The sequence below is a fragment of the Acetoanaerobium pronyense genome (assembly GCF_017874355.1).
In the GTDB taxonomy this organism is placed as follows: Bacteria; Bacillota; Clostridia; order Peptostreptococcales; family Filifactoraceae; genus Acetoanaerobium; species Acetoanaerobium pronyense.
Window position 1 is genome coordinate 94,757 of record NZ_JAGGLI010000004.1, and the last position, 20,025, is coordinate 114,781.

Consider the following 20,025-nt stretch of genomic DNA (forward strand, 5'->3'; position numbering starts at 1 on the left):
AAATTGTCATTTTCTATGGAAGTTAAAAATGAATTGTCGAGAATAATAGCTGATGAAGAGCACGTGAAAATTGCTGAGCTGGCGGCACTTGTAAGGATGAGCGGAAGCCTTAAGCTTATGGGCTTTAACAAGCTCTCCTTTAAAGTGGTTACGGAAAATCCTGCCATAGCAAGAAAAGTTTTCAGCCTATTAAAAAGCTGTTTTGGAATTCACGTGGATATTGAAGTAAGAAAAAACAAAAATTTAAAAAAGAATAATACTTATTCTCTTCTTGTACCTTACGAACAAGGGGCTAACGATATTCTCGAAAAAGTCGGAATTATTGAAAAACAAGGAGAAAACGTATATATAAGGAGTGATATACCAGATCTTATAGTAAAGGATGAAGACAGCAAAAGAGCTTATATAAGAGGGGCTTTTTTAGGTGGAGGGTCTGTATCCGATCCCGAAAAAACTTATCATGTAGAGCTTGTAACCCTTGACGAAGAGCTGAGCGTATATCTTATGAATCTATTAAATACTTATGATTTTAATGCTAAAATCATTCCTAGAAAAAATACATATGTTATATACCTAAAAGAGAGCAATCACATATCAGATTTTTTTAATATAATGGGAGCTCATAATGCACTCTTTCAGCTCGAAGATATAAAAATAAAAAAGCAAATGAGAAATGATGTAAATAGGATAGTCAATTGCGAAACTGCAAATCTGACTAAAACTGTAAACGCTGCAATGAGACAAGTGGAAAGTATTAAATATATAATGCAAACAGTAGGCCTTGAATATCTGCCTGATAATTTAAGGGAAATTGCGGAGCTTAGAATAGAGTATGATGATTTAAGTCTCAAAGAGTTAGGAGAAATGCTGGAATCACCTCTTGGTAAATCAGGAGTTAATCATAGACTAAAAAAAATAGAAGAAATAGCTGATAAGCTTAGAGAAGGGAGAAGAGATTAATGATAAAAAAAGAAGTAGTAATCAAAAATAAAATAGGTCTTCATGCAAGACCAGCAGCACTTTTTGTTCAAACTGCAAATAAATTTATATCTGAAATAATGGTAAAAAAAGGTAATAGCACAATAAATGCGAAGTCAATTATGGGTATTATGGCTCTAGGTGTTTCTCATGGAGAAACAATAGAAATAATAGTGGATGGGCCAGATGAGGAAAACGCTATCCAAGAACTCGAGTATTTGGTTGACAATAAATTATTAGATAAGTAAAAAGTGCTGTACGCCATAGAAATACAACATTAAATATTATTGACACAAATACAGAAAAAAAATATAATGGTAATACTGATGTATAAAGTACGTAAAATATATTATTTATTTTTTACATCAAATTAAATAAAGAAGGAGTGTGTATTTATGGCGACTAAGGATCAAAAAGCCAAAGGAGGAGTTTTCCAAAAATTTCTTGATTTTGTAGAAGTAGCAGGAAATAAACTACCTCATCCAGTAACTCTATTTTTTATCCTAGCAATTGCAGTTATACTTATTTCATACATATGTGAAATGCTAGGCGTGTCAGTTACTTATGAAGTAACTCAAAAGGCAGAGGATGGAACAATCGCTACAGTTGAGCAAACTGTTGCAGCTGTAAGCTTACTTTCTGCTGACGGAATAAGGTATATATTCTCTACAATGGTAACCAACTTTACAGGATTTGCACCACTTGGTACAGTTCTTGTAGCAATGCTAGGAGTTGGAGTTGCAGAAGGAACAGGACTTATAGACGCTGCTCTTAAGAAAGCAGTATTAAGTACACCAAGAAAACTTATCACAGTTATGGTTGTATTTTTAGGAATCATGTCAAACATAGCATCAGATGCTGGATACGTTGTACTAGTACCACTTGGTGCTGTAATCTTCTTAAGTTTTGGAAGACATCCACTAGCAGGACTTGCTGCGGCGTTTGCAGGGGTATCTGGAGGATTCAGTGCAAACCTATTAATCGGTACACTAGATCCATTACTTGGAGGTATTTCTACAGAGGCTGCAAATATCATGGCTCCAGGATACACTGTACAACCTACAGCTAACTGGTACTTCATGATTGCATCTACATTTATAATTGCAGCACTTGGAACTATAGTTACAGAAAGAATTGTAGAGCCAAGACTTGGAGAATACAAAGGTAAGCAAGTTGATACAAACATCAAAGATATCACACCTGCTGAAAAAAAAGGTCTTACAGCAGCACTTGTATCTATGCTTGTATTTATAGGAATTATGCTTGCTCTTTTAGTTCCAGAAGGCGCTATACTTAGAAACCCAGAAACAGGAGAAATCCTAAGAGGATCTGCATTTATGGCTGGACTTGTTCCAATCATAGCTATGTTCTTTTTAATTCCTGGAGTATTCTACGGAATATTTGCAAAGACTGTAAAGAATGATAAAGACGTTGCTAGATTTATGGGTAAAGCAATGAGCTCAATGGGTGGATACCTAGTGCTTGCTTTTGCTGCTTCTCAGTTTATAGCATACTTCACTTATTCAAAGCTTGGAACTATACTTGCAGTAACTGGAGCGGACTTCCTAGAGGCTATAGGCCTAAGCGGAGTACCTCTTATGGTTGGTTTCATCATTGTAGCAGCTTTTATCAACCTATTTATGGGATCAGCTTCTGCAAAATGGGCAATCATGGCTCCAATATTCATACCTATGTTTATGAGACTGGGTTACTCTCCAGAGCTTACTCAGCTTGCATACAGAATAGGGGATTCAACTACAAACATCATATCACCTCTTATGAGTTACTTCGCAGTAATAGTTGCATTTGCAGAGCAGTATGATGAGGAAACTGGTATAGGAACATTAATATCTATGATGCTTCCATACTCGCTTTTATTCCTTGCTGGTTGGACAGTTCTTATGATAATCTGGTTCGTAGCTGGACTTCCAATAGGACCTGATGCACCAATATATTTCTCACTTTAATTTTTAGAGTGTAAATAAAAGACTTTAAAACCGTGATTTAGAGATATCTCTATTTCACGGTTTTTCTTTTTTAAAAATATTTTAAAAATACTGTTGACATAGGCAAAGCTCATGCTATATAATCCTTAATATAAATCAACCGAATAATTATACTCTTATCAAGAGCGGCGGAGGGACTGGCCCTGTGAAGCCCGGCAACCGGTTATATTTTTTAAATATAGCTATGGTGCCAATTCCATGGATGAAATATATCCAAAGATGAGAAGCGAACCTGATTTTTAATGTGCGCCTCTTCCTTTGGAAGAGGCTTTTTTAATTGAATATGATGCTCATATCCAGAGAGGTGGAGGGAACGGCCCTATGAAACCCAGCAACCAGCCATTAAGGCATTGGTGCTAATTCCGTCAGTAAATAACTGGAAGATGTGAGAAAGAGATTAATCTCCTTTCACGTCTTTTGGAAAGGAGATTTTTTGTTTTAAAAATAAATTCATATGAAAGGATGTCAAAATTGATAAAAATAAAGAATTTGAAAAAGACCTACAAAAAAGAAAATATATACGTAAAAGCTATTGATGACGTATCTCTAGATATAGAGAGAGGAGACATATACGGGATAATAGGGCTTAGTGGAGCAGGAAAATCATCCCTTGTAAGATGTATCAACATGCTTGAAAGACCTGATAGCGGAGAAGTAATTGTAGGGAAGGTAAACATGGGAAATCTTTCAAAAAAAGAACTTAGGGATGTTAGAAAAAAGATTGGGATGATATTTCAAGGCTTTAATCTGCTAAACAGCAAAACAGTTTTTGAAAATATAGCATTTCCATTAAGGATTATGAAAGTATCTGAAGATGAGATTAAAGAAAAGGTATCAAAGCTTTTAAAGCTTGTGGATTTGACTGACAAAGCCCATGCATATCCATCAAATCTTAGTGGAGGACAAAAGCAAAGAGTAGGAATAGCAAGAGCCCTTGCAAATGACCCAGAGGTGCTGCTTTGTGATGAAGCTACATCAGCACTTGATCCTAAGACTACAAAACAGATTCTTGCACTACTTAAAGATATAAATAAAAATTTGGGACTGACGATAGTTGTAATCACCCATGAAATGGATGTAATAAAAGAAATATGCAATAAAGTTACTATACTTGAAAGTGGAAAAATCATAGATTCAGGAAACACTATAGATTTATTCTCAAGTCCTTCACAGGAAAAAACAAGACACTTTGTAGATGATGACAAATATTATCCAGTATCATCAGATTCTGGATATACCTTAAGACTAGGCTTTACAAAAGGTAGTGCAGGACAGCCAATTATATCTCAAATCATAAAAAAGTTTGGAGTGGATGTAAATATTGTATGGGGGAGCATTGAATATATTCAGGAAATCCCAATTGGAAAGCTCCTTATAAAATGTGATGCTCAGGCAAATATTATTGATGAAATAATAAGTTTTCTTGAAAAATCAAACGTAAGGGTGGAGGTGATTGAAAATGCTAGAAATACAAGAGCTAGTTAGACTTATGTTTCCTTCGATACTTCAGACTTTATATATGGTATTTGTATCCACACTTTTTACAATACTACTTGGAATGCCCCTTGGAATCATTTTAGTTACTACATCCAAAGGACATATAATGGAAAACAGCACTATCTATGAAGCGCTATCATATATAGTAAATATCGGAAGGTCACTTCCATTTGTAATTCTTATGATATTTATATTTCCATTTACCCGTTTGCTAGTTGGGACATCAATAGGAACAAACGCAGCAATAGTCCCACTGGTTGTAGCGGCAATACCATTTTTCGCAAGGGTAGTTGAAACCTCCCTTCTTGAAGTAGACTCAGGACTTATTGAAGCGGCACTATCAATGGGAGCAGGAGAGTATGAGATTATCACAAGAGTACTAATTCCTGAATCTTTGGCTTCACTTGTACTTGGAATTACAATAACAATAATAAATATACTGGGATATTCTGCTATGGCAGGAGCAGTAGGAGGAGGTGGGATAGGAGACTTGGCAATAAGATATGGTTACCATAGGTTTCAGACAAATGTAATGATAGGAACAGTTGTTTTATTAATACTTATGGTCCAAATCATACAGACTTTAGGAAACACATTATCAAAAAAGCTAAACACAAAATAGGAGGAGAATAAAATGACAAAGAAAAATATTTATTTAATCTTAACACTAATTATAGGTGCTCTTGTGCTTTCGGGATGCGGTCAGGCAGATGCAAAAAATGAAGGGGATTTAGTTACACTAAAAATAGGAGCAACTCCAGTACCACATGTTGAAATACTTGAGCATATAAAGCCTGAATTAGAAAAACAAGGAATAAAGCTAGAAATTGTTGAATTTACAGATTATGTAACTCCAAATCTTGCTCTTACAAGCAAAGATATAGATGCAAACTTCTTTCAGCATGTTCCTTACATGGAAACATTTGCAAGAGAAAGAAGCCTAGAGCTAGAAAATGCAGGAAATGTTCATGTAGAACCTCTTGGGCTTTATTCAAACAAATTCAAATCCTTAGAAGATATTACTGAAGGAGCTGAGATTGCTATACCAAATGACCCAACAAACGAAGGAAGAACACTTTTACTACTTCAGTCAAAGGGACTTATAAAGCTTAAAGATGGAGTTTCATTGGAGGCTACATCAGCAGATATAGTAGAAAACTCAAAAAATCTAAAGTTCAGACCTATAGAAGCAGCTCAGCTTCCAAGAACACTAGATGATGTTGATGCATCAGTAATAAATACAAACTATGCACTTGAAGCAGGACTGAACCCAGTAAAAGATGCAATAATAATAGAAGGTAGCGACTCTCCATATGCAAATATAATTACAATAAGACCAGAAGATAGAGACGATGAAAATATTAAAAAATTAGTAAATGCTCTTCAATCTGAAAGCGTAAGAAAATTTATCGAGGAAAAATACAAAGGCTCTGTAGTTCCAGCCTTTTAAAAAAATTCTATAAACTTATCAAACAAATATGAATATAGAAATAAAACTAAAGTATATAAATAAAGTAATATTAAAGAAAGATATAGAGTAATTAGCTAAATAAGGCTACATACTCTATATCTTTTTTTTGAACCAAAGCTTTAGGATTTACTGTCATTAATTATTTATACAGGCAGTAGTGAGATGGGATTATAAATGATAATATATAATAAGAAGAAAAAATATTAATTGAAGCTAAAATTTACTATAATCAATATTTTAATATATAGTTTATTTTAAAAATATCTTAGTTTTACTGATTAAAATACAGGATGGTGGTTAAAATAGAGAAAAAATTTGTGCATCTTCATCTTCATAGCCCCTATAGCTTGCTTGATGGATTTACAAAAATCGATAAACTAATAGAAAGAGCGAAAGAGTACTCTATGGATGCTGTGGCACTTACAGATCATGGAGTTATGTTTGGGATTATAGATTTTTATAAAAAAGCAAAAGCAGCTGGAATCAAGCCTGTGATAGGATGTGAGGTATATACGGCAGCAAGGACAAGGCATGACAAGGAAGGTCAGGACAAAAAATCAGGGCATCTAGTACTTCTTGCCGAAAATCGGGAAGGCTATATCAATCTTATAAAGCTAGTTTCTATGGGTTTTGTAGAAGGCTTTTACTATAAGCCAAGGATTGATTATGAAATACTAAAAAAACATTCAAAAGGTCTTATTGCACTATCTGCATGCCTTGCAGGTGAAGTCCAGCAGCACCTTATGAATGGACTTTATGAGGAAGGAAAAAAATCTGCCCTTAAGCTTGAAGAGATTTTTGGTAAAGGGAACTTTTTTCTTGAACTTCAGGACCACGGAATCAAAGAGCAAAAAAGAGTAAATATATTTTTAAGAAAGCTGTCTCAGGATACAGGAATTCCTCTAGTTGCAACAAATGATGTTCATTATGTAGACAAAGATGATGCAAAGACCCATGAAATACTTCTTTGTATACAGACAGGGACTACCCTTGCTGATGATAACAGGATGGAGTTTCAAACAAATGAATTTTATCTAAAATCAACAGATGAAATGTATGAGCTGTTTGAGGGAGACGAGCAGGCTCTATTAAACACCTGGGAAATAGCCCAAAGGTGCAATGTAGACTTTGAGTTCGATAAGATACATCTTCCAACCTATGATGTGCCAAGTGGATATACACCCTCCTCATACCTTAGGGAGCTTTGTGAAACAGGACTTAGAAATAGATATAAAGAAATTACTGAGGAAGTGAAGAATAGGCTTGAATTTGAAATAAACGTAATTGAGACTATGGGATATATAGAATATTTTCTTATAGTTTGGGACTTTATAGATTTTGCAAAAAAAGAAAACATCATGGTAGGGCCCGGCAGAGGATCGGCAGCAGGTTCTATTGTTGCCTATGTACTTGGGATTACTGATATTGACCCTATAGAATATTCTCTGCTATTTGAAAGATTCTTAAACCCAGAGAGAATATCCATGCCAGATATCGATATAGATTTTTGTTATGAAAAAAGAGAAAGAGTAATAGAATATGTAAGGAAAAAATATGGAGATGACCACGTATCCCAAATAATTACATTTGGTACCCTTGGAGCCAGAGCTTCTATTAGAGATGTGGGAAGAGTAATGGGGATTAGCTACAGTGACGTAGATAAAATAGCAAAGGAAATACCTTTTGCTCTTAATATGACAATTGATAGAGCCCTTGAGACCAATCCAAGCCTTAGGAAATTGTATGAAGAAGACAATAAGGCCAAGGAGCTTATAGATGTAGCTAGAAACGTAGAGGGACTTCCAAGGCATGCCTCAACCCATGCAGCAGGTGTAGTGATTTCAAAAGACCCTGTAGACACCTACGTTCCTCTTTATACTCATCAAAACTCAGTAACAACTCAGTTCCCTATGACAACCCTTGAAGAGCTTGGACTCCTCAAAATGGATTTTTTGGGTCTTAGGACACTTACAGTGATTCAAAAATCTATTGACCTTGTAAAGAAAAACAAGAATATAGATATTGATTTTTCCAATGAAAAATATGCTGACAAGAGAGTTTATGAGCTTTTGTCTTCAGGAGATACTCTAGGAATATTCCAACTTGAAAGCTCTGGTATGAGACAGTTTATGAAAGAGTTAAAGCCTGATTTTTTTGAAGATATTATTGCAGGAATATCCCTATATAGACCGGGACCTATGGAGTCCATCCCTAGATATGTAAAAAACAAAAATTCTCAAAACGCCATAACATACACCCATGAAAAACTAAGACCTATCCTTGAAGTAACTAGAGGGATACTTGTTTATCAAGAACAAGTAATGCAGGTGGTTAGAGAGCTTGCTGGATATTCATACGGCAGATCAGACCTTGTAAGAAGAGCCATGAGTAAGAAAAAAATGGATGTAATGGAAGAAGAAAGAAGAAACTTCGTGTACGGCAAGGATTTCGAAGATGGAACAATAGAAATTACAGGATGCATAAGAAACGGGATAGATGAAAAATCAGCAAACAAAATCTTTGACGAAATGATAGACTTTGCAAAGTATGCATTCAACAAAAGCCATGCAGCAGCTTATGCAGTCCTTGCATATCAGACAGCTTATTTAAAGGCATATTTCCCAGTAGAATTTATGGCGGCAATAATGACTAGTGTAATGGGAAATACAGACAAAGTGGTTGAATATATAAGAGAATGTGAAAGACTAAAAATCGAAGTCCTCAATCCAGATATAAACTCTAGCTACAGCGAGTTTGCAGTAGAGGGAAATAGCATAAGGTTTAGTCTTAGTGCTGTAAAAAATATTGGAGTAAATGTGGTAGAGAACATAGTAAATGAAAGAAATGAAAAAGGAAAATATAAGGATTTTCATGATATTGCAAAAAGGCTCAGTGGAAAAGACCTCAATAAAAGAGTGATTGAAAGCCTTATAAAATGCGGAGCCCTTGATTCTATATCCCCAAATAGAGCATCGATTATGGCAGGATATGAAAAAATCCTCGAAAGCATAAATACCTCAAAGAAAAACAACATAGATGGACAGGTATCACTCTTTGATACAGCCCTTAAAGATGAAATAAAGCTCCAGCTTCCAGATGTATCAGAATTTGGAGAAAAGGAAAAGCTAATGATGGAAAAGGAGGTACTTGGACTTTATCTAAGTGGACATCCTCTAAACGAATATAAAGATATACTAAAAAGGAAAACCAGCACAAACACAATGCAGCTTAGAGAGCTTCATGAAAACTTCGAAGCAAATCAAAACAAAGATGGCATGAGGGTGATTATTGGAGGGGTTGTTTCCAAGAAAAACATCAAAACCACAAGAAATAAAGATATGATGGCTTTCATCACTCTTGAAGATATGTACGGCAGTGTTGAAGTGATTGTGTTCCCAAAAATATTCCAAGCTGAATCAGATATTTTGACAGAAGATAGAGCCATTATAGTAAGTGGAAGACTATCACTAAAAGAAGATGAAGAACCCAAAATAATATCTGAAAAAATTGAGGAAATAAAGCCTTCAAACGATTCTTCTTTATATTTAAGGGTAAAAAATATAGATGACAAAGAACTAATATCACAGATAGATAATCTATTAAAAAGATATATAGGAACTAGTGATGTTTTTTACTATGATGAGACCAAGAAAAAGAAATTTGTACCAACAAAAAACATTAGCATTAATATCTGTGAGGACCTAATTGAAGACCTAAATGATCTTTTAGGAGAAAGTAATGTAAAAATAAAGTAAATCTTGTGAATGCTTTTGAAATTCTCTCCCTTATCTGCTATAATTATATAGTTGGTATGGTAAGGGAGAATCCCTGCCATATATTTTTTAATTGAGGCGGGATTGAAAAAATATCATAGGGACAAAATCGTCCCAGACTCTTTAGGAGGATATATCATATGAAAAGAATAGCAGTTCTAACGAGCGGTGGAGATGCGCCAGGAATGAACGCTGCTGTAAGGGCAGTAGTAAGATATGGAATATATCACGGAATTCAAGTTTATGGAGTAAAAAGAGGTTTCAAGGGTCTTATGGAAGGAGATCTTCATGAAATGACTATTTCCTCAGTAGGAGATATCATACACAGAGGAGGAACTATATTAAGATCTGCAAGATGCCCAGAGTTTATCGAAGAAGAAGGTCAACTCAAAGCCATAAATGTACTTGAAGTCTTTAAAATAGATGGACTTGTAATCATAGGAGGAGATGGTTCCTTTATGGGAGCAAAAGCCCTTAGTGACAAGGGTTTCCCAGCTATTGGAGTACCAGGAACTATAGACAATGACCTCGCATATACTGACTTTACCATAGGTTTTGATACAGCCTTAAATACTGCACTAGATGCAATCAGTAAGCTTAGAGACACTACATCATCCCATGAAAGAGTGACTCTAATTGAAGTAATGGGTAGAAACTGTGGTGATATTGCTCTTTACTCAGGGCTTGCAGGTGGAGCCGAAGCTATACTAATACCTGAGGTAAAATATGATATTGACGAAATTTGCAAAAAGCTCATAAGCTCAAACAACCGAGGGAAAACTCAGAGCATAATACTTGTTGCAGAAGGAGTGGGAACTGCAGCTGAAATAGGAGATATAATCCACGAAAAAACTGGGCTTGAAACAAGGTCTACAACCCTTGGACACATTCAAAGAGGTGGTAGCCCAACAGCAAAAGATAGACTCCTTGCAAGTCAAATGGGAGCAATGGCAGTAAAGATACTCATGGAAGGAAAATCATCAAGAGTAGTAGGAATACGTAAAAATGAAATATTTGATATGGAGATACATGAGGCACTTGATATGAAAAATGAATTTGATACAGAAATGTACGAACTTGCTCAAATATTATCTATTTAAAACCCTTAAAAAATAAATAAGGAGAGTGAAAATATGTTTTCAAAAAAAACCAAAATAGTATGTACGATAGGACCTGCAAGTGAAAAGAAGGAAGTACTTAAAGAACTGATTCAAAATGGACTTAATGTATGCAGATTAAACTTCTCACACGGTGATTATGAAGAGCACGGCGAAAGAATAAAAGTAATGAAAGAAGTTAGAGAAGAGTTAAACGCTCCTGTGGCAATACTCCTTGACACTAAAGGTCCAGAAATAAGAACAGGAAAATTTGCAGAGCCTGAAGTTAACCTAGTTGAAGGACAAGTTTTCACTATAACTATGAAAGATGTGCTTGGAACATCAGAGATGTGTACAGTGTCTTATAAAGACCTTATTCATGACGTAAAAGTTGGAGATAGAATCCTTATAGATGATGGACTTGTAGGACTTAAGATAAAAGAAATAAAAGATGAAGATATCATATGCGAAGTAGAAAATGCTGGAGTAGTTAAAAACCATAAAGGGGTTAACGTTCCAAACGTAAAAATTAATCTTCCTGCAATCACTGAAAAGGATAGAAACGATATAGAGTTTGGTATAGAAAATGGAATAGATTTCATTGCAGCATCTTTTGTAAGAAAAGCATCAGATGTACTTGAAATAAGAGAAATTCTAGAAGAGCATAACGCAACAAATATTCAAATAATATCCAAGATAGAAAACCAAGAAGGTGTAGACAATATAGAAGAGATACTTGAAGTATCTGATGGTCTTATGGTAGCAAGGGGAGACCTTGGAGTAGAGATACCTACAGAAGATATACCAATTGTTCAAAAAGACCTAATAAAAAGATGTAATATTATGGGTAAGCCAGTAATTACTGCAACTCAGATGCTTGACTCCATGATTAGAAACCCAAGACCAACAAGAGCTGAGGTTACAGATATCGCCAACGCTATATTTGATGGTACAGATGCAATAATGCTATCTGGAGAGACAGCAGCAGGAAAATATCCAGTAGAATCAGTAAAAACTATGGCATCTATAGCTAAAAGAGCTGAGGGACAGCTTGACTATATTTCAATCCTTAGAAACAAATCTGACCAAAGACAAATAAATATAACAAACGCTATAAGTCATGCTACATGTACTACAGCAGTTGATTTAAAGGCAAGTGCCATAATCACGGCTACAGCATCAGGACATACGGCTAGAATGGTATCAAGCTTTAGACCAAAAGCACCTATCATAGCATCTACTCATTCAGAAATGGTAATGAGACAGATGGGAATGGTATGGGGAGTATATCCACTTCTTACTAAAAAAGAGACATCTACAGATGATCTTATTGAAAGTTCAGTAGAAGCATCTCTTGAAAAGGGATATATAAAATCTGGGGACCTAGTAGTAATTACAGCAGGAGTACCTGTAGGAAAAGCAGGGACTACAAATCTGATTAAAGTCCACCTTGCTACAGATATGATAGCAAAAGGAATAGGAATAGGTACTACAAACGTATATGGCCGCGCTAAAGTAATCAAAACAGCAAACGATACTATTGAAGAAGGAGATATAGTAATCGCATCTAGTACAGATAAGGATATGATTGAAATGCTTCAGAAAGCATCTGCAATAGTTACAGAAGAAGGGGGACTTACAAGCCATGCCGCTATAGTTGGTGTGAGCCTTGGAAAACCAGTTATTGTAGCTGCTCATGGTGCTATGACGAACGTAGTAGATGGAGAAGTAGTTACAGTAGATGCCCTAAGAGGTATAGTATATAGAGGAAAAGTTGAAATGCTATAAAAACTTCACATTAACCTAAATAAAAGATTAATTTAGAGCTCATATCTATAGATGGATATGGGCTCTACTATTGTGTATAATATTTTTATGGATATATGAAAAATATTTTAAAATAAGGCAGGGGATTAAAATGTCTAAACTAGGATCTACAGGACTCAATATATATGAACTGGGCTTTGGAGGAATACCTATTCAAAGAATTTCAAAAGAAGAAAGTAAAATAGTGATACAAAATGCCAGAAAAAAAGGAATTAACTTCATAGATACAGCTGTAATGTATACAGTATCTGAAGAATACATAGGATATGCAATAAAAGAAAATACTGAGGATTTTGTAATTGCCACTAAGTCTATGGCTAGAACATACGAAGATATGAAAAAAGATATAGAGGCATCATTTACAAAACTCTGTAGAGATTACATAGACATATATCAGCTTCACAACCTAGGATTATCAGATTATGATAAAGTAATGGGAAATGATGGAGCTGTAAAGGCTCTACTTGAAGCAAAAAGAGAAGGAAAAATAAGACATATTGGGATTACTAGTCATAGCTCTGAAGTACTTGAAAAAGCCATTGATGAAAAAGTATTTGAAACAGTTCAGTTTCCATTCAATATAGTGGAAAATCAGGGTATAGAAATGTTTAAAAAAGCAAAATCAAAGGGAATAGGAACCATAGTGATGAAGCCGCTAGCTGGGGGAGCGATTGAAGATACAAGTCTTGCAATAAGATATATAATGTCTCATGATTTTATTGACGTAATAATTCCTGGGATGGCAGATGATAAAGAAATAGAGCAAAATATAAATGCAGTATCTGATAAAAATCCTCTTTCAGATGAAGAGATAAAACAAATAGATAAAATAAAAAAAGAAATGGGAGATAAATTTTGCAGAAGATGCGGCTACTGCATGCCTTGCACAGTTGGAATTAACATCCCTGCCCAGTTTATAGTTGAAGGATATCTAAAACGATATGACCTGAAAAAGTGGGCAGTAGATAGATATGAAAGTGCTCCTGTTAAAGCATCAGATTGCACAAATTGCAAAGCCTGTGAATCTAGGTGTCCATATGGTCTATCTATATCTTCAATGATGAAAAGGACCGCAGATGCCTTTGCAGGTGCCCAACGCTAGATTAAATATATATTTAAGGAGAAAAATATGCTAAAAATAGGAAAGACTTATGAAATAGATATAGTAGATTTGGGACACAAAGGAGAAGGGATAGGAAAATTTGAAGGATTTACAGTATTTGTAGAAGGTGGATTAAAGGGAGATAAGGTCATAGGCAAAGTAATAAAATCCAAAAAAAACTATGCAGTAGCTGACCTTGTTAAAGTACTTGAGCCATCCCCTCAAAGAGTAGAGCCAAGATGTCCACTAGCCCATACCTGCGGAGGATGTCAAATCATGCAGCTTGATTATGAAAATCAGCTAGAGATAAAAAGAAATACAGTTCTTGAAAACCTTACAAGAATAGGAAAACTAGAAAATCCAAAGGTAGAAGAAACTATAGGGATGAAAGACCCTTATTACTATAGAAACAAAGTACAGTTTCCAGTTGGGCTAGATAAAAACAATAGGCCGATTATGGGATTTTACAAAAAAATGAGTCACGATATAATCCCCCTAAAAACCTGCTACGTCCAAGACCCTATAAATGACACTATTTTAGATATAGTCAGGGAATATATAGTTAAATTCAATATCAAAGTTTATGATGAAAAGACTCACACAGGAAATCTAAGACATGTAGTTACAAAAATAGGGCACTATACAAAAGAAGTGATGGTAATACTTGTAACTAAGGAAAAGGAAATTCCTAAACTAAAATACTTAATTGATATGTTAGAAGAAAAGGTTCCTGGATTTAGAACCTTAGTCCAAAACATTAATCCTCAAAGAACAAATGTAATACTTGGAAGAGAAAACAAAACTATATACGGAGATGGGGTCATAGAAGATACTATAGAAGACCTAGTATTTGAGATATCCCCACTTTCATTTTATCAGGTCAACCCTCTTCAGACAGAAGTACTATATAGAAAAACTTTGGAATTTGCAGATATAAATAAAGAAGATACAGTATTTGATATATACTGCGGAATCGGAACTATCTCCCTCTTCCTAGCAAGAAGTGCAAAGCAAGTCTATGGAGTAGAGATAGTGCCGGATGCCATAGAAAATGCCAAGAAAAACGCAGCAAAAAACCATATAGGCAACGCGACTTTCTATGCAGGAAAAGCAGAAGACCTCATCCCAAAGCTATATAACCAAGGAATCACTGCAGATGTCGTAGTAGTAGATCCCCCACGAAAAGGATGCGAAGAAATAGTACTAAAAACAATAGCAGAAATGAAACCAAAGAAAGTAGTATACGTATCCTGCAACCCATCAACCCTAGCAAGAGATGTAGAAATACTAAAAGACTATGGATATGAGATGAAGGTAGCACAGCCGGTGGATATGTTCCCGCATACAACCCATGTGGAGACGGTTGTGTTAATAGAGCGGGTTTAAGGCAATTTTTATGTTCCCTCAGACTAATAAGTTTGAGGGGTTTTATTTAAGGGGGGTTAACTTTTACGCAGAAATATGGAGTTTTGCGTAAAGGTATAGGTTTTGCGTATTTTATGGTTCCACTTTGTTGACACTTTGAGATATATCGAAAATGCTAGATTTCAGAGAAAAAAGAACCGTATCATAAAAATAGATACGGTTCTTTACTTTTAGTATGCTCCTGATGAGTATGTTACTTCATAACTGTGACTATATACTTCGAATATTATACCAAATAGATCTTCTACATAACACATTCTGTATGGTTTTTCATTTGGATAGTATTCTCTAACTGGCATTCTTTGTTTACCACCATTTTCTACTATCTTTTTAACCATTCCTTCTACGTCTGGATCTTGGATACAGAAATGGAATACACCTGATTTCCAATACTCAAAATTATTTTCTGGTTTTTCACTATTAGGAAATTCAAATATTTCTACACCTATTCCATCCGAAGTTACCATATGAGCTATACGAAATGTTCCCCATCCTTCACCAAATACATCTATACACATTTGCCCTATAGCAGTATCATTCTCTTCTTTAACATCCGACGGTTCCATAACTACGTACCATCCCATAACATCTTTATAAAATTTTACAGCTTTATCTAAGTCTGTAACTGATAACCCTATGTGTGAAAATGCTCTTGGATATGTCATATAAATCTCTCCTATCTTTTCGTTATGTTATAATGCTTATATATTTAGTATCAATTAAACTAACACTATTATACATGGGGTTATTTATGGAAACAATAAGGCACTTTTTTGTTATATAGTTACGAAAAGGAAACTAATAAGAATATACAGGAGGTTGATATGGAAAAAATTAAAAATCAATATATATGCTCTTTAGGACTTACTATAGACTTAATAGGTGGAAAATGGAAGTTGATGATTCTTTGGTATTTAATTGAAGAGAGCAAAAGGTTTACTGAATTAAAAAAATCTATACCTGATATTTCACAAAAAGTACTTACTGAGCAGCTTAGAGAACTTGAGAGTAGTAAAATAATTTCAAGAAAAGTATATGCAACAGTTCCACCTACAGTGGAATATTCTATGACTAAATATGGTGAAAGTTTAATACCTATATTAAATGACTTATGTGAATGGAGCAAAAAATATGCTAGTGAAAATAATATAAAGATATAATGGCGAAGGATATTAACTGGGAAAGAAATTGCACTTGTGAATGAAGAAGAAATACTAATAATTGAAATTTAAAATAAGAATATATAAACACGGTTAAGATGTCCTCTATAAAGGATTTTTAAAGAAGGGGAAAGAACTATATTCCCATTTGTCACTCGACACAAGTGAAGTGTGTGGCAAGGCTTACAAGGGTAAAAGTTAATACAATGTTTTAAAGCGGATGGTACCGTAGATAAGACACAACAAGATCAATTCATATATTAATAAAGCGAAAAGAGGGTGTCCCAAACTACAAGATAGTAGTTAGAGACCCCTCTTTTGGGTTTTAGGAATCAGGATATTATCAAATTTAGCTGTAGCGATGTGAATCTACCTCTACAAAGTTCCTATAGTATTTATCTCATATCTTTTACTAGCTTCTGAATCTTTGTAGAAGCTTTTTCTATTGCTTTGTCACTACCTATATCATCAATCTCCGTGCCCTCAACGAGTAATTGATGAGTATGTTTTATGCCAAGGAATGTAAATACATCTTTCACATAAGTTACTCCGTGATTTACTCTAGATCCTAATAAAGGAACATTAATTGCAGTGAATGGAAAAATGGCCGCAGAGGATTGTATATATAGCAGTTTTCTTTCCTTATCTTTCATTAGACCTTTAACCCCTTGTGTAGATATAGAAATAGTCTGCTCGTTTAGTATGATACAATCAATAAATTGCTTAAGTTTATAAGGGAAAGAAAGTGTCCACATCGGGGCAGCAATGACGTAACGATCAGCAGATTTAAAGATATTACATAGTTCTTGCATTCTCTGTACATCTTTTTTTTCTCTATCATTTAATTCTTCAAATTTTTCTCCAGAAACTAATTGGGCACGAGAGACAAAATACCTATGATTTGGCTCAGGAATATATTCCTGATACAGATTAAGTTCTTGAACTGAATAATCATTATAGGCACTTAAAAATTGGTTGATAAATTTCCGTGCTGTCTGTTGGCTAGAGGATATTTCCTCAGGTTTTGAACTTGGGATAATATATAATAGTTTTTTCATGTTACAACCTCTCTCTTAGTTTTTAGAATACTAGCATAATCCATTGTTAATAGTCTCAAATATTCTTTAATATTTCTTCTGCTACTAACCTGCTAGATAGTAGCACTAAGGATATCCCTGCACCAGGATGAACGGAGCTTCCTACAAAATATAGATTCTTCACATTGGGTGATTTTATACTTGGTCTAAAGTAAAGTGATTGTGTGAGGGTAGGGCTCAAGCCAAATGCTGTTCCGTGGTATGCATTGAAACGTTTAAATAGATCGAGGGGGGTAAGATAATCCTCAAAAACAATATGCTCTTTAATATCCCCAAGGCCTTTTATTTTGCTGATCTGGTTCAGAATTTGTGACCGTAAAGTGTCTATTGTCTTGTGATCCCACTTTATTCGGTGAAAAGAAAGATTAGGAACACGTACTGTAATGCTAAGAGATTCCATATTAGCTGGTGCAACACTTTCATCTATACAGCTAGGACAATACATATATAGGACAGGATCGTTAGGCAGATACCCAGTAAAAGCTTCTTCAACACTTTCCTTGAAATGATCACCCATAAAAAGGTTGTGCACACCTAATTCAGGGTATTTCTTATTTAGACCTAAATAAAGGATAAAGGTAGAACATGAATATTTCATTTTATTAAGTTTTTCATCTGTATATTTGCCTCTAGCGTTTTCATCTTTAATAAGGTGCTGTATTGAATATGGAAAATCTGCATTACTTATGACAATGTCAGCCTTTTCAATAGTTGATTCTGTTCTAATACCTATGACCGTCTGATTGGAGAGTAATATTTCAGATACAGAACTATTTAATAAAATTATGCCGCCTAACTCATTCACTAATTTTTCAAGGGCTTTAATATAAGAGTACATACCCCCTTCTAGATACCAAAGACCATATAATTGACTTACACAGGGTAATATTGTATATATGTTTGGACCCTCAAAAGGGGAAATTCCTAACAAGAGTGACTGAAAGGATAACAGATCTCTTAACTTTTTATTTCTAATGTATTTTGAAATAAAGGAATAGCTAGTAGATAAAGGCTTTAATTTAAGCCCATTTATCAAGGAATAAAAATTAAAGAACTCTGAAGCGTGAGCATAAGATTTCTGTAGAAAGTGATTATTAGCAATAGTATATTTTTGATAGGTATCATTTAAAAATCTTAGATACCCTTTAGCATCAGCGGCGGAAAAAGAGTCTAAAGACTGAGAACACTTAGTTATATCAGAATAAAGATTGAGGGGGGCATCCTCATGATGATGTATCCGATACAAAGGGTCAACTTGCTTAAATGTAACATAATTCTTGTAATTTTTATTTGCCCATCGGAAAACCTCTTTAAACTCTTCGGGCAAAAGCAGAATAGAAGCGGTTAAATCAAAGGAAAAGCCTTGTTTTTGCAAGACATTAACTCTGCCTCCTATAGTGCTATTTTTTTCGTATATAGTTACGTCGTGACCTTTACTAAGCAATCTAATTGCTGTAGCGAGACCACCTACACCAGCTCCGATTATGATTATTTTTTTCTTCTTCAATCTACGTCTAACTCCCTCATCTTAGCTTTTAGTTATTATTTGCTATCCAAAATACATTATACTTTCCTACTCGATATAGATTATTTCATGGCTAATTATAAAAATCCCGAAAGGGGATTTTAGGGGCAAGTGCTATCTATTCTTTTGTTGACACTATCACCAGACATGTGAAGTGTAGCAAGGCTTACTAGGGTAAAAGTTAATAAATGTTTTAAAGGCAATGAGCGTATAGGACACAAAATGTGGCCTATACGCTCTGCTTTTAGAAAGATTTAATAATATATTCATAAAAGAAATGGGACGCTTAGTGTATAATGGTTATTAGTATCTACGCCGGTTGAGAATGGGTTTCGTAAAATAAACTAAAAAAGCTCAGGGGAGAAAACTGTGAGAGTGCTGCTAAAAACCTGATAGGTGGTCAAGAGAAACTAAGCAATCTTAATAATTATTCAATACCATGATTAGTTCACCTGTGTATCAATTATAAAATAAGAGTAGGTGAGTTGAGTGAAAACAACTGATTATATGAATGATGACCTTATTAAAACAGAATTACTATTTCCTAAGTTTTTTTCGAACCATGAAGAAAGAGACTGGGGAATACTGTTTTTTAATGAGAATAATAAATCATCACATGATAGTAATCACTGTGTTATATTTGCGTCAAATATAACAGACTTAATGTTAGAGGAGATTAAAGCTTTCTATCAAGAAAAACAAATTACCCCTCGTATTTATCATCCCTTTATTAACGGTTATTTACACAAAAATAAGAACATATTAATCAAACATGGATTTAAGATAGAAGTAAATCACGACGATCAATATATGATTTTAACTGATGAAAATCAAATTGATAGTTCTAATCAAATTAATATTAAATGTTTAAATTCATGGGACGAGCGAATTGTACATGATATATTGATACCTAACCAGAGTGAATATGAAATAGAACTTTTAATGAATGCCATGGAAAATAAATACTTTAAATTATTTGTAGGGTATAAAAATCATCAACCTGTAACGATGGCATCTTTACTATATTATTCAGAAACCAATTGTGTAAGATTAGACCATTGAACATT

16 protein-coding genes and 2 riboswitches are annotated in these 20,025 nt (G+C 34.5%); of the genes, 13 read left to right on the forward strand and 3 right to left on the reverse strand.

Annotated elements, in window-relative coordinates:
• The first annotated feature begins 3 nt into the window (after positions 1–3).
• The 11 genes from whiA to rlmD all read left to right on the forward strand — a co-directional run bounded on the left by whiA (position 4) and on the right by rlmD (position 15,137).
• The gene (gene whiA / locus J2Z35_RS03080) at positions 4–960 is read left to right on the forward strand and encodes a DNA-binding protein WhiA (protein WP_209659227.1); all 957 of its coding nucleotides are present in this window, start codon (positions 4–6) and stop codon (positions 958–960) included.
• Positions 960–1,226: an HPr family phosphocarrier protein gene (locus tag J2Z35_RS03085; protein ID WP_209659229.1), complete on the forward strand. Its 267-nt coding sequence runs from the start codon at positions 960–962 to the stop codon at positions 1,224–1,226. The genes whiA and J2Z35_RS03085 overlap by 1 nt, the downstream gene beginning before the upstream one ends.
• A 147-nt stretch (positions 1,227–1,373) precedes the next feature.
• Positions 1,374–2,945: an AbgT family transporter gene (locus tag J2Z35_RS03090; RefSeq protein ID WP_209659231.1), complete on the forward strand. Its 1,572-nt coding sequence runs from the start codon at positions 1,374–1,376 to the stop codon at positions 2,943–2,945.
• 152 nt (positions 2,946–3,097) lie between these two features.
• Positions 3,098–3,210, forward strand: a riboswitch (SAM riboswitch).
• A gap of 63 nt (positions 3,211–3,273) precedes the next feature.
• A riboswitch (SAM riboswitch) is annotated at positions 3,274–3,374 on the forward strand.
• Between the two features lie 72 nt (positions 3,375–3,446).
• Entirely contained in the window at positions 3,447–4,469 is a 1,023-nt protein-coding gene (locus J2Z35_RS03095) for a methionine ABC transporter ATP-binding protein (RefSeq protein WP_330623353.1), read from the forward strand.
• Positions 4,444–5,103, forward strand: coding sequence for a methionine ABC transporter permease (locus J2Z35_RS03100; RefSeq protein WP_245330730.1), 660 nt, complete (start codon positions 4,444–4,446; stop codon positions 5,101–5,103). The genes J2Z35_RS03095 and J2Z35_RS03100 overlap by 26 nt, the downstream gene beginning before the upstream one ends.
• A 12-nt stretch (positions 5,104–5,115) precedes the next feature.
• The gene (locus tag J2Z35_RS03105; RefSeq protein WP_209659233.1) at positions 5,116–5,931 is read left to right on the forward strand and encodes a MetQ/NlpA family ABC transporter substrate-binding protein; all 816 of its coding nucleotides are present in this window, start codon (positions 5,116–5,118) and stop codon (positions 5,929–5,931) included.
• A gap of 323 nt (positions 5,932–6,254) precedes the next feature.
• Positions 6,255–9,707, forward strand: a complete 3,453-nt coding sequence (locus J2Z35_RS03110) for a DNA polymerase III subunit alpha (protein ID WP_209659294.1) — start codon at positions 6,255–6,257, stop codon at positions 9,705–9,707.
• A 158-nt stretch (positions 9,708–9,865) separates the two neighbouring features.
• Complete coding sequence (gene pfkA, locus J2Z35_RS03115) at positions 9,866–10,825, forward strand: 6-phosphofructokinase (protein ID WP_209659235.1); 960 nt, start codon at positions 9,866–9,868, stop codon at positions 10,823–10,825.
• 33 nt (positions 10,826–10,858) lie between these two features.
• The gene (gene pyk, locus J2Z35_RS03120) at positions 10,859–12,610 is read left to right on the forward strand and encodes a pyruvate kinase (RefSeq protein WP_209659237.1); all 1,752 of its coding nucleotides are present in this window, start codon (positions 10,859–10,861) and stop codon (positions 12,608–12,610) included.
• 130 nt (positions 12,611–12,740) lie between these two features.
• Positions 12,741–13,751 carry an aldo/keto reductase gene (locus tag J2Z35_RS03125; RefSeq protein ID WP_209659239.1) on the forward strand — a complete coding sequence of 337 codons (1,011 nt, stop codon included), beginning with the start codon at positions 12,741–12,743 and terminating at the stop codon, positions 13,749–13,751.
• Positions 13,752–13,778: 27 nt separating this feature from the next.
• Entirely contained in the window at positions 13,779–15,137 is a 1,359-nt protein-coding gene (gene rlmD / locus J2Z35_RS03130) for a 23S rRNA (uracil(1939)-C(5))-methyltransferase RlmD (protein WP_209659241.1), read from the forward strand.
• Positions 15,138–15,346: 209 nt separating this feature from the next.
• On the opposite strand, the gene J2Z35_RS03135 is transcribed toward rlmD, so the two are convergent.
• On the reverse strand, positions 15,347–15,841 hold the full coding sequence (locus J2Z35_RS03135) for a lactoylglutathione lyase family protein (RefSeq protein WP_209659243.1): 495 nt from the start codon (positions 15,839–15,841) through the stop codon (positions 15,347–15,349).
• A gap of 159 nt (positions 15,842–16,000) precedes the next feature.
• Between J2Z35_RS03135 and J2Z35_RS03140 the strand changes: the two genes are divergently transcribed.
• Positions 16,001–16,336, forward strand: a complete 336-nt coding sequence (locus tag J2Z35_RS03140) for a winged helix-turn-helix transcriptional regulator (RefSeq protein ID WP_209659245.1) — start codon at positions 16,001–16,003, stop codon at positions 16,334–16,336.
• Between the two features lie 395 nt (positions 16,337–16,731).
• Here the strand turns inward: J2Z35_RS03140 and J2Z35_RS03145 are convergent, their stop codons facing one another.
• Together J2Z35_RS03145 and J2Z35_RS03150 are read right to left on the reverse strand one after the other, a co-directional pair.
• Positions 16,732–17,394, reverse strand: coding sequence for an FMN-dependent NADH-azoreductase (locus tag J2Z35_RS03145; RefSeq protein WP_209659247.1), 663 nt, complete (start codon positions 17,392–17,394; stop codon positions 16,732–16,734).
• A gap of 55 nt (positions 17,395–17,449) precedes the next feature.
• Positions 17,450–18,940 (reverse strand): phytoene desaturase family protein, encoded by a 1,491-nt coding sequence (locus J2Z35_RS03150; protein ID WP_209659249.1) that lies wholly within the window; start codon positions 18,938–18,940, stop codon positions 17,450–17,452.
• Positions 18,941–19,447: 507 nt separating this feature from the next.
• Here J2Z35_RS03150 and J2Z35_RS03155 point away from each other — a divergent pair.
• Positions 19,448–20,020 carry a hypothetical protein gene (locus tag J2Z35_RS03155; protein WP_209659251.1) on the forward strand — a complete coding sequence of 191 codons (573 nt, stop codon included), beginning with the start codon at positions 19,448–19,450 and terminating at the stop codon, positions 20,018–20,020.
• Positions 20,021–20,025: the final 5 nt, after the last annotated feature.

What these genes read in the sequence shown, in the direction of transcription:
- J2Z35_RS03085 (WP_209659229.1), top strand. Translation starts at nt 960, where the DNA reads ATGATAAAAAAAGAAGTAGTAATCAAAAATAAAATAGGTCTTCATGCA.
- J2Z35_RS03090 (WP_209659231.1), top strand. Translation starts at nt 1,374, where the DNA reads ATGGCGACTAAGGATCAAAAAGCCAAAGGAGGAGTTTTCCAAAAATTT.
- J2Z35_RS03095 (WP_330623353.1), top strand. Translation starts at nt 3,447, where the DNA reads ATGTCAAAATTGATAAAAATAAAGAATTTGAAAAAGACCTACAAAAAA.
- J2Z35_RS03100 (WP_245330730.1), top strand. Translation starts at nt 4,444, where the DNA reads ATGCTAGAAATACAAGAGCTAGTTAGACTTATGTTTCCTTCGATACTT.
- J2Z35_RS03105 (WP_209659233.1), top strand. Translation starts at nt 5,116, where the DNA reads ATGACAAAGAAAAATATTTATTTAATCTTAACACTAATTATAGGTGCT.
- pfkA (WP_209659235.1), top strand. Translation starts at nt 9,866, where the DNA reads ATGAAAAGAATAGCAGTTCTAACGAGCGGTGGAGATGCGCCAGGAATG.
- pyk (WP_209659237.1), top strand. Translation starts at nt 10,859, where the DNA reads ATGTTTTCAAAAAAAACCAAAATAGTATGTACGATAGGACCTGCAAGT.
- J2Z35_RS03125 (WP_209659239.1), top strand. Translation starts at nt 12,741, where the DNA reads ATGTCTAAACTAGGATCTACAGGACTCAATATATATGAACTGGGCTTT.
- rlmD (WP_209659241.1), top strand. Translation starts at nt 13,779, where the DNA reads ATGCTAAAAATAGGAAAGACTTATGAAATAGATATAGTAGATTTGGGA.
- J2Z35_RS03135 (WP_209659243.1), bottom strand. Translation starts at nt 15,841, where the DNA reads ATGACATATCCAAGAGCATTTTCACACATAGGGTTATCAGTTACAGAC.
- J2Z35_RS03140 (WP_209659245.1), top strand. Translation starts at nt 16,001, where the DNA reads ATGGAAAAAATTAAAAATCAATATATATGCTCTTTAGGACTTACTATA.
- J2Z35_RS03145 (WP_209659247.1), bottom strand. Translation starts at nt 17,394, where the DNA reads ATGAAAAAACTATTATATATTATCCCAAGTTCAAAACCTGAGGAAATA.